This is a genomic window from Nonomuraea sp. NPDC049400, from assembly GCF_044466425.1.
Lineage (GTDB): Bacteria > Actinomycetota > Actinomycetes > Streptosporangiales > Streptosporangiaceae > Nonomuraea.
This window is the reverse complement of the sequence record NZ_JBITMP010000112.1, coordinates 1-9923: the sequence shown is the minus strand read 5'-3', so window position 1 is coordinate 9923 and position 9923 is coordinate 1. Positions and strand designations below refer to the sequence as shown.

9 protein-coding genes and 1 pseudogene are annotated in these 9923 nt (G+C 66.0%); 8 read left to right on the top strand and 2 right to left on the bottom strand.

Translation table 11 applies throughout. The annotated features are described in order from the left end of the window. Positions 1–1192: 1192 nt before the first annotated feature. From ACIBVN_RS59730 to ACIBVN_RS59710, 5 genes are read left to right on the top strand one after another with little or no spacing between them, the layout of a single operon-like run. Entirely contained in the window at positions 1193–2782 is a 1590-nt protein-coding gene (locus ACIBVN_RS59730) for an amino acid adenylation domain-containing protein (protein ID WP_397151649.1), read from the top strand. Beyond that, positions 2779–4059, top strand: coding sequence for a hypothetical protein (locus ACIBVN_RS59725; RefSeq protein WP_397151647.1), 1281 nt, complete (start codon positions 2779–2781; stop codon positions 4057–4059). Before ACIBVN_RS59730 ends, ACIBVN_RS59725 begins: the two co-directional genes overlap by 4 nt. Before the next feature lie 32 nt (positions 4060–4091). Further along, entirely contained in the window at positions 4092–4868 is a 777-nt protein-coding gene (locus ACIBVN_RS59720) for an enoyl-CoA hydratase-related protein (RefSeq protein ID WP_397151646.1), read from the top strand. A 24-nt stretch (positions 4869–4892) separates the two neighbouring features. Beyond that, on the top strand, positions 4893–5402 hold the full coding sequence (locus ACIBVN_RS59715) for a sigma-70 family RNA polymerase sigma factor (RefSeq protein ID WP_397151644.1): 510 nt from the start codon (positions 4893–4895) through the stop codon (positions 5400–5402). Further along, a complete protein-coding gene (locus ACIBVN_RS59710) occupies positions 5402–6073 on the top strand; it encodes an anti-sigma factor family protein (protein ID WP_397151642.1) in 672 nt (223 codons plus the stop codon). The genes ACIBVN_RS59715 and ACIBVN_RS59710 overlap by 1 nt, the downstream gene beginning before the upstream one ends. A 275-nt stretch (positions 6074–6348) precedes the next feature. Here ACIBVN_RS59710 and soxR read toward each other — a convergent pair whose 3' ends face one another. Then, entirely contained in the window at positions 6349–6804 is a 456-nt protein-coding gene (soxR, locus tag ACIBVN_RS59705; RefSeq protein ID WP_397151640.1) for a redox-sensitive transcriptional activator SoxR, read from the bottom strand. A 419-nt stretch (positions 6805–7223) separates the two neighbouring features. Here soxR and ACIBVN_RS59700 point away from each other — a divergent pair, with 419 nt between their 5' ends. From ACIBVN_RS59700 to ACIBVN_RS59690, 3 genes and pseudogenes are all read left to right on the top strand, one after another. Continuing rightward, complete coding sequence (locus ACIBVN_RS59700) at positions 7224–7757, top strand: flavin reductase family protein (RefSeq protein WP_397151639.1); 534 nt, start codon at positions 7224–7226, stop codon at positions 7755–7757. A gap of 37 nt (positions 7758–7794) precedes the next feature. Next, the gene (gene sodN / locus ACIBVN_RS59695) at positions 7795–8190 is read left to right on the top strand and encodes a superoxide dismutase, Ni (protein WP_397151637.1); all 396 of its coding nucleotides are present in this window, start codon (positions 7795–7797) and stop codon (positions 8188–8190) included. 198 nt (positions 8191–8388) lie between these two features. Further along, positions 8389–9167: pseudogene (locus tag ACIBVN_RS59690) on the top strand (IS5 family transposase); the annotation flags it as partial. 43 nt (positions 9168–9210) lie between these two features. On the opposite strand, the gene ACIBVN_RS59685 reads toward ACIBVN_RS59690, so the two are convergent. Then, positions 9211–9624 (bottom strand): GNAT family N-acetyltransferase, encoded by a 414-nt coding sequence (locus ACIBVN_RS59685; RefSeq protein ID WP_349456686.1) that lies wholly within the window; start codon positions 9622–9624, stop codon positions 9211–9213. Positions 9625–9923 lie beyond the last annotated feature (299 nt).

The window sequence follows — 9923 nt, the reverse complement described above, 5'->3', positions numbered from 1 at the left end:
GAAGCGTAGAGAACTCCCATCATCCCAGGTCAAAGGGCACCTCGCCCTATTTCACGATTCTTTTGTCAGATCCTCAGCGGTGAATCCAGGCTAAGTGGGACATTTCCTTGTCAAATTCAAACTGAAAGTCCATCTCAAACTGAGACGGTGCGGAGTTCTCTGTCCCAGGATGCGGACGCTTGCGATTGCAATAGATTTCAATGTACTTGAACACCTCGCGCTGAACCCTTTTCCGGAGTCGGCCACGTGTGCAAGTAGATCAGTTCCTTGCTGATGGGCCCACTGAACGACTCCGACATCGCATCGTCGAAACATATCTCCGCATGCCCATCGCCAAGGCGAGATCCCTGAACGCGCCACCGATGTACTGCCCTGCGGCCCGGGGTCGGAATGAATGATCGTCTGGCCGACTTTTGGGCGCTGGCACTCGATGGCCATCTTCAGCGCCTCCGTGACGGGTTCGGCTCGCATATGGTCGGCCACGGAACAGCCGACCACCTTGCGCGTACACCCATCAACTCGATCCGACTCCCGGCGGCTTTTCCAGGCGTAATAATCCGACCGCGCCACCTCCAAGACCTTACACATCAGCGAAATCGGGATTTGCTCAGCGCGTGGCCAGCGGCGCTCGCCTTCCGCCAGACTCTGGATGAAGGCGAACTTCACCGGCTTTCCTTCGCGAACCACGCCCCGGCTTTTTAGAACCTCCGCTCCATCTTCAGCCGCCGGTCCTCCACGCGAAGCTCCTTCAGCTCCGCGCGGACCTCAGCGGTGAGCGGCTTCTCCTCGTTCTCGACCCGCCCGCTTCTTCGCCATATTCACCCAATTGCACAGTGTGTACTACGGCCCGAAGTGATCACCAACTCTACCGCCTCGGCCTTGAAGCTGTCGGAGTACTTCCTCCTGCCTGCTGCTTCCATTTCCACCCTCTTCTTTGGTTGCCCATCCGTTGGTGGAGAGAGTGTCTACAGGATCGGGAGTACTCCACAGGACGTCCTGGTCGGCGAGGCCCGCGTGAAAGCGGTGTGACACCCGGCAGGCGTCGGGGGTGGTTACCGAGGCGCCATCGTAGCCAGGGCGAATCGAGTGCGAAAAGTTCACCCCATCGTTGAACCGGGTCGGCGGCTACATCGTTTCGAAGATCAGCCAAACGCGGACAGCAAGCTCACGTCAACTCAGCGGGAGACTTCCAGTGACACTGCGTCTGAATTGCTCTGCTCTCGTCGATCTTCCTTCTGCGGATCGGATCCTGTTCCAGAGTTTCGGCGCCGGCCCGGAGGCCGCCCCGGCGTTCGACCGCATTCACCATGCCTTCGAGGCCCACGCCAAGGCCTCGCCGACCGCGACCGCAGTCACTCATCTCGGCGAGAGCATGACCTACCAGGAACTCGACCGCCACGCCGACCGCCTCGCCGCGTCACTCGCCCACCGTGGCGTTCGTCCTGGCGACCGCGTCGGCCTGTTCATGACACGGTCAATCCCGATGGTCGTGGGCATCCTCGCGATCTTGAAGGTCGGCGCGGCCTACGTGCCGCAGGATATCCGGATCACCCCGGCCGTTCACCTGCGCCACATTGTCGACACGGCCTCCGTCAAGGTGATCCTGACCTCCTCTGATCCGGCGCCGAGGATTCCCGCCGGCGATCGTCACGAGATCATCGCCGTAGACGAGGTCATCGCGGTGGACGACGTCATCGCGGTGGACGAGGTCCCGCGCTCGGGCGAGTGGTCCTCGCGAGTCCCGGGCGGGTCGGGCGAGGTGGCGGTGGTCATCTTCACCTCTGGGACGACCGGCCATCCCAACGGGGTCAACGTGACCCACGCCAACCTGTGCAACATCCTGCTGAACGAGCCGGGCTCCCTGGGAATCGGTCCTGGCACCAGGGTGGCCCAGATCCTCAACATCGCCTTCGACATGGCGGTTTGGGAGATCCTTGGAGCCCTGTCGCACGGCGCCACGCTCGTCATCCGCGGCGACGACATCGAGGAGACCGTGCGCGACGTCGATGTCGTCATCGCCACCCCGGGAATCTTGGGCTCCCTCGACGCCTCTCGGTGCCGCAACGTCAAGGTGGTCGCGGTCGCGGGCGAGCGCTGCCCCCGGCATCTGGCGGACACCTGGTCTAGCTTCAGCGCCTTTTACAACGCGTGCGGACCCACCGAGGTCACCATCGTCAACACGATGCAGCGCTACGACCCGCGGCGCCGTGTCCTGACCATCGGCAGACCGCTGCCCAACACCACGGTCTACATCCTCGACCAGAACGGCAGGCCATGCCCGATCGGCGAGATCGGCGAGATGTGGGCGGGCGGCGCTTGCGTGACCGCGGGCTATCTTGGAAACGACGTCGTGACCATGCAGAGGTACCGGCCCGATCCCTTCCGTGGCGGCGGCCATCTGATGTTCCGCACTCGCGACCTGGGCCGCTGGACACCGGACGGTGAGCTGGAACACCACGGCCGCACCGACGACCAGGTGAAAGTCAGAGGCTTCCGGGTCGAGCTGGACGCGGTCACCAGCGCACTGGAGCTGACCGCGGACTGCGCCCGCGCCACCACGGTCCTGCGCGAGGGCGAGCTGATCGGCTTCGTCAGCCCGGCGAGCGTGGACGTCGAGGCGGCGAGGAAGGCCGTCGAGCTGTCGCTGCCGTACTATTGCGTGCCCTCCCGCGTCGTGGCCGTGGACGAGCTGCCGATGACCGATCGCGGCAAGGTCGATAAGAACGCCCTGCCCGACCTGATCGACCCGCTGATCGACCCGCTGATCGACGTGGTCGCATGACGGTCGTGCGCTCCTTGCCGGATGCGCTCGAACTGCCTCCGCCGCGCTCGGCGATCAGGAGCCTGGGCAGTGGCCGGCGCTGCATGCACTACAACCGGCTCGCCGCCGTCGTGCTGGCCGTCAACACGGGATTCCTCGTCCACGCGATCACCGCCGGCTGGTGGGCCGACCCGAGCACCCTGTCCCTCCTGGTGGTCGCCAATGTCACCCTGGCCGTGCTGATCCGCCAGCAGTACGTCATCAACCTGCTCTTTCACGTGGCCACCGATGCCCCCGTCCGCTGGCCGCTGGCGGTCCGGCGCATTCTGGGAAAGGTCTACCATTTCGGTGGACTACACGTCGGCGGGGCGGTCGCTGCCACCCTGTGGTTCGCCTTCCTCACCGGGGTGATGACCGTGCGCCCCGCCGGGGTCTCCGCGGGACTGCTCACGCTCGCGTACGCGATCCTGGCGCTGCTGGTCGCGATGGTGGTTTTCGCGCTGCCCTCGCTGCGGGCGCGGCTCCACAACGTGTTCGAGGTCGTGCACCGCTTCGGGGGCTGGACGGTGCTCGCTCTGTTCTGGGCGCATGCGCTGCTGACTGCGGCCCACCAGGCGACGTTCTGGGCGCTCACGGCCATCACCCTCAGCGTCGCGCTGCCGTGGCTGCGCCTGCGGCGCGTGCCTGTCCGGATCTCCAGGCCGTCGTCGCACGTGGCCCTGCTCGGGTTCGACTACGGCGTCACGCCCTTCGCGGGCTCGTCGACCACCGTGAGCCGTAACCCGCTGCTTGAGTGGCACTCCTTCGCCAATGTGCCCACCCCCGGCAGGAACGGCTTCCGGCTCACCGTCTCGCGGGCCGGCGACTGGACGGGGTCACTGATCGACGACGGTCCCTCTCACCTGTGGGTCAAGGGCATACCGACGGCCGGCGTCGGCAACATCGACAAGCTGTTCGCGCGTGTCGTCTGGGTGGCCACGGGCAGCGGCATCGGCCCGTGCCTGCCGCACCTGCTGTCCCGCGACACGCCGTCGCGGCTGGTCTGGTCGACACGGCACCCCCGCACGACATACGGCGACGAACTGGTGGAGGAGATCCTCGCCGTGCAGCCGGACGCCGTCGTCTGGGACACCGATGCCAAAGGCAAGCCCGACCTTCTGGCCCTGGCCTACCGGGTGTATGTGGAGTTCGATGCCGAGGCGATCATCTGCATCTCCAACAAGAAGACCACATGGCACCTCGTCGAACAACTTGAGATGCGGGGTGTCCCCGCGTACGGAGCGATCTGGGATTCCTGACCTGACAGCGCGTGATCTCTGGAGGACGATCCATGGCTTTTCGAACACTGACGGTCGACGACAATGATGAGATAGTCACGCTCGCCATTGACAGGCCCAGCGTGCTCAACGCCCTGTCCCGGCAGACCCTCACCGAGCTGCAACGCTTCCTCACCGGCCTGACCGGCTTCCGCGGGATGATCCTCACCGGTTCGGGAGAACGCGCCTTCGTCGCCGGTGCCGACATCCGGGAGATGGCGGCGATGACGCCGGAGGAGGGCGAGGAATTCGGCAGGCTGGGCCAGGAGGTCACCCGGCTGATCGAGGCGGTGCCGTTCCCGGTGATCGCCTGCGTGAATGGGTACGCGCTCGGGGGCGGGTGTGAGCTGGCCATGGCCTGCGACTACATCTACGCGACGGCGGACGCCGTATTCGGCCAGCCGGAGGTACGGCTCGGGCTGATCCCCGCCTTCGGCGGATGCGTGCGGCTGCAACGTCACGTCCACCCCGGCCGGGCCAAGGAGATGATCTACACGGGTCGCAACGTCGATGCCGAGGAGGCCCTGCGGATCGGGCTGGTCAACCGGGTGTTCGTGACCAGGGAGGAGATGCTGAAGGCGGCGTACGAGTCGTTAGCGCTGGTCTCAGCGAACTCGCCGATCGCCGTGGCGTTGTGCAAGGAGGCCGTCAACGACTCGCGCGGCCGGGAGATCGGCGCCGCGCTCGACATCGAGGCGCGCGCCTTCCGCCGCACGTTCACCAGTGAGGACATGCGCGAGGGCACGCAAGCCTTCTTGAGCAAGCGGAGGCCCGTTTTCCCGGGAAAGTAACCCCCTACTCACATAGGTGTGGACATGACCGACGCGCATGCGGCACTCCTGCGGGCGCTGTACGACGAGCACGCGCCCGCGCTGTGGCGCTTCGTTGTCCGCTTGACCGGCGACAACCAGTTCGCCCATGACGTCGTCCAGGAAACGCTGCTACGAGCCTGGAAGAGTCCGGAGGTCTTCCACAAGGGTGAGACGGCGTCGCGCGCCTGGCTGTACACCGTGGCCAGGAACGTGGTGATCGACCATAGCCGCAGCGCTCAGGTGCGCCGGGAGGTCGGCACCGACCGGCTCCCAGAAACGTCCAGCGCCGACCAGATAGACGCCACACTCGACGCCTGGCTGGTCACCGACGCCCTTGCGCAACTGTCGGAGAACCACAGAACCGTCATCGTGCGCACCTATTATGGCGGCGAATCCGTCGCCGAACTCGCCGACAGGCTCGACCTGCCGCCCGGCACGGTGAAGTCGAGACTGCACTACGCTCTCAGGGCCCTGCGACTCGCGCTGCAGGAAAGGGGGGTTACCACCCATTGATGTCCTCAACGGATCCGTACGCGGAATGGGACGCGGCGTACGTCTTCGGGGCCCTGTCACCCCGCGAACGACTCGAGTACGAAGAGCACCTGAGCGGATGCGCCGCCTGCTCGCAGGCGGTCGCCTCGCTCGCCGGCATACCCGGCATCCTCTCGGCCGTCCCGGCGGATCGCGCCCTGCGCCCGCCGCAAGCCGACCCCTCGCCTGCCGAGGTGCCGGCGAGTCTGCTGCCCGAGCTGATGGACTCCAGCCGGCGGGCCCGGCGGTGGGGCCGAATACGTGCCGGCGCGCTCGCCATCGCGGCGGCCCTTGCCGGGGTGATGGCGTCCCCGCTCCTGCCCGAGCGGCAGGAGGCCGCCCTGCCGATGCTGCAGAAGATTCCCAGCCCTGTCACCGCCGAGGTGCGCGTCATCCAGGAACCCTGGGGCACCCGAGTGGAGGTGACCTGCCGTTACGCCATGCCCGCCGACCCGGCCCCGCCCAAGACGTTCGAGTACGCCATGTACGTCACCGACCTTCTGGGCAGCAGCACCAGGCTGGCCACCTGGATGGCGTCGCCCGACACCACGACCATGCCCGTCGGCACGACCGGGCTGACCAAGAAGCAAATCAGGAGCATCGACGTTCGGCTGACCAAGGACGGGCGCATCCTACTCGACAGGCACCTGTAGCGACCGACTCCTCGGGGCCCCGACGGCGAGACCAGGCAGCCCGTGGTCGTTTTCGTGCACGGATTCTCCAACAACCGGATGGAGAACCGCTCCTTCGTCCAGATAGCCCGGAGTTTGGCGGCGGACGACATCGCGCCCGTCTCCTACGCCCGCCGCTATCTCGACCACGACGATGGCAACGCTGAACTGGAGATCGTGGCGGGCACCACCACGGCAGGGGGATCTGAGCGGCCGTCCCCGAGGTTGAGCTCAAACCAACGGCCGTGGGGGAAGGCTCAGAGCCTGCGAGGACCCGGGCCGGTCTCGGCGAGTACGTCGCCCGGGTTCAGCAACGCGCACGCCTTCATCGACAGGCAGCCACAACCGATGCATCCGTTGATCTCGTGGATGAGCCGGTCCAGTGCCCGGCGGCGTTCCTCCAAGAGCTCCTTCCAGACGCGTGAAGCCCGCTTCCAGTCATCAGCGGTCGGCGCACCGTCGGCCGGAAGCGCGGCAAGAGCCGTCTTGACGTCCGACAGGGGCAGCCCGAAGCGCTTCGCCGCGCTGATGAGGGAGACCCGCCGCAGGACATGGCGAGGATATCGGCGTTGGTTGCCCGCGGTGCGCGTCGAGGTGAGGAGCCCTTGATCCTCGTAGAAGCGCAAAGCCGACACGGCAACCCCGCTGCGTCTGCCGACCTCGCCGATCGTCAGCAGTTCCTCTACACCTTGTGCCGACGGCGTCGGTTCCACGTCCCCTCCTCTGCTTTCTCAGCCAGAAATCTCAAGTGGGCTTGAAGTATAGGCGCGTCACCCGGTGCCGGCCTGTCCAGCTCGGTGACTTGGAAGCATTAGTTGCTCTCGGTGGCCGAGGACGGCTCACTCCACGAGGTTTCCCGGCAACCCCGCGCGGATCACGGCAGACGGTCACGGCCGCCCCCGGCGTACAGGCGTCAGCCGGCCATCGCGTGCCGCTGTCGTGTGAGGCCGTGTGTCAAAGGTCACAGCGCCGAGACGGTCGCATAGCTGGACCTCAAGTGCGCTTTAGGGCATACGGTCGAGTTCGTCGAAGGGAGCGTCATGACCTACGTCGTCGCCCAGCCATGTGTGGACGTGAAGGACCGTGTGAACGTGCGGTTCTTCGACAACAACGGCTCGCCGGGCGGCGAAGGGTGACCAGCGAGTTCGCCGAGCGCTTCAAGGCGGGGTTTCGACGGCACGCCGCCGGTGTCACGATCGTTGCCGCCTCGACTGAGAACGGGCCCGTCGGGGCGACCGTCTCCAGTGTGACGTCAGTCAGCGCGAGTCCGCCGATGCTGTCCTTCTCGATGTCCCGGTCAGGCAGGTCCGGCCCAAAGCTGGTCGAGAGCTCGCGACTTGTGGTTCACGTGCTGGCGGCATCGCAGGCGAAGGTGGCGGCGGCGTTCGCCGATCGCTCGGCTCCCCGTTTCACCGCCGAGCAGGGCTGGATCGTACGAACAGGCCATCCACCGGTTCTCGACGGAGCCATGGCCGGCTTCTACGGGCGGGTCGTGCGTGTGCTGGCGGCCGGGGAAGCCTGGCTGGTTCTGGTCGAGGTCGACGAGGTCAGCCTCGGCGACGGCGCTGCACCCCTTCTGCACCACGACCGCCGCTTCTGGTCGCTCGGCGAAGCGCTGGGCCCCGCCGTCCATGCCGGACCCGCCCAGACCCTGCGGCCCCTCTGATCCGCCCCTATAGCCATCATTGAAAGGAAATTTCGTTATGCGCCTCTTCGCGCCCACTCTGACGGTCTCCGCGCACTGCGACCTGCCCTGCGGCGTCTATGACCCCGCGCAGGCGCGCATTGAGGCCGAGTCGATCAAGGCGATCATCGCCAAGGCCGCGGACAGCGACGACCCCGACTTCCGCACCCGTGCCATCGTGATCAAGGAGCAACGCTCCGAGCTGGTCAAGCACCACCTGTGGGTGCTGTGGACCGACTACTTCAAGCCCCCGCACTTCGAGAAGTACCCCCAGCTCCACACTCTCTTCAACGAGGCGACCAAGCTCGCCGGCGCGGCCGGGACCAAGGGCACGCTCGACGCCGAGGCAGCCGACCGGCTGCTGGCCAAGATCGACGAGATTGCCAAGGTCTTCTGGGAGACCAAGAACGCCTGACAGGCCGTGATGGGGGTCTCCTTCGCGCCGCCATCCGGAGAGCATAAGACAACCGCATCACAAAGCACCACTGCGGCGGAAAGCGCAGGGCCATCGGCTGGTCCTGCGCTTTTTGCCGCTGGTCTGCCACGGGGAAGGGCGGCGCCGGCCCCTCCGGGATTCACTTCCGGGAAACACCGCGCGAAAGGGGTCGAGCAACTGATGCAGGCGATGATCGCCGAGGCCGCTGCCCGAGGGCAGGTCGACCTTGACCTGGTCAGTGTGGACTCCACCACCGCCCGTGCCCACCACCACGCCGCCGGGATGGTCCTGGACGGAGAGTTGGTGAAGGCGCTGGAGGAGGCCACCAAGCAGGAAAAGGGGCTACGCCAAAGGGGCAAAACCCCCAAGACGGCCGGGGCGGCGGACCCGACGAAGACCGGGACGGGGATGGGGGCGGACGCCGGCGGTTACGACTGCGGCGCAGAATACGGCTGAAGGCGGCCGAGCTGGGCCGGTCGGGGGGTGGGCTGACCAGCAAGGTCCATCTGTCCGCCGACCGGCGATGCCGTCCGCTGTCCTTAGTGCTGACCCCGGGCCAAGCCGGCGACAGCCCGCAGTTTCGCGCCGTGCTGTCCCGGATCAGGGTCCGCCTGCCTGTCGGCCGCCCGCGCACCCGCCCGGGAGCGGTGGCCGCTGACAAGGCCTACTCCTCCCGCGGCAATCGCGCCTACCTGCGCCGACGCGGCATCAAGGCGGTCATCCCGGAGAAGAGCGACCAGGCGGCGCACCGCAAGAAGCGCGGCTCCCGCGGTGGCCGCCCGATCAGCCATGATCCAGATCTCTACAAGCAGCGCAACACGGCGGAACGCTGCATCAATCGGATCAAGGAGTGGCGAGGACTGGCCTTCCGCTTCGACAAGCCCCCCGAAAGCTACCTCGCCGGCCTTCATCTACGCGGAGCCATCTTGTGGATCCGAAGCCTTCAACCCATCTGAAGATCCGAAGTCCCGTGCAGGCCCGAGGTGTGCATCCAACCGATCAGTTCATCGGCCAGGCGTACTCGAACTCGGGCAGCTCGAAACCCTGCTGGAAACGGCATATCCGCTCGTCCGTGCGGCGTGCGCCGTGTCGTTCGTAAAAGGCGATGGCGCGCGTGTTCGCACTGAGTACCTCCAGATAGACCTCCCTGCCGGGGTGCTCGTCCGCCGCCCACGCCAGCCCCCGCCGTAGCAGTTGCGTTCCAATGCCTGAGCCTATGCTCACCGGCCGCACGTGGAGGTTGTCAAGCAGGATCCGCTCATCGGGAGCCGGAAACAGGTAGACAAAGCCAAGCAGCTCTCCATCGTCGTGAGCGACGAACAGCCCTGAACCCTGCACAGGCGAAGCCAGCCGTTCCCGCCACAGCGTGAGCCGGTCATCGGTCAGGGGCCCGTTCAGGAAGCTGTCGGGCATGATCCCCGCATACGCCGAACGCCAACTGTCTACGTGCAGAGCAACGATAGGGACAACGTCGTCAATTGTGCCGTTTCTAATCTCCATGGCGCAGAGCATCCCATAGGGGAACGAGCTGGGGCGCGGGAGGCTCTGATCCAGCGATGACCCACCAAGCTGAATGATCAGCGCTGAACAACCTCATGATTCAAACCTCATACAGGTCCTAGGTAGCTGGTGTAAAGCGGTCGATCCCGGCCGGTTGCATCTCGATCGCGATCTGCTGAGCCGGGCCTGTGATCGAGCTTGGTGGCCCGATC

Coding starts and splice junctions, on each gene's coding strand:
- ACIBVN_RS59715 (WP_397151644.1), top strand. CDS start 4,893: ATGACCGACGCGCATGCGGCACTCCTGCGGGCGCTGTACGACGAGCAC.
- ACIBVN_RS59710 (WP_397151642.1), top strand. CDS start 5,402: ATGTCCTCAACGGATCCGTACGCGGAATGGGACGCGGCGTACGTCTTC.
- sodN (WP_397151637.1), top strand. CDS start 7,795: ATGCGCCTCTTCGCGCCCACTCTGACGGTCTCCGCGCACTGCGACCTG.
- ACIBVN_RS59720 (WP_397151646.1), top strand. CDS start 4,092: ATGGCTTTTCGAACACTGACGGTCGACGACAATGATGAGATAGTCACG.
- ACIBVN_RS59725 (WP_397151647.1), top strand. CDS start 2,779: ATGACGGTCGTGCGCTCCTTGCCGGATGCGCTCGAACTGCCTCCGCCG.
- ACIBVN_RS59685 (WP_349456686.1), bottom strand. CDS start 9,624: ATGCCCGACAGCTTCCTGAACGGGCCCCTGACCGATGACCGGCTCACG.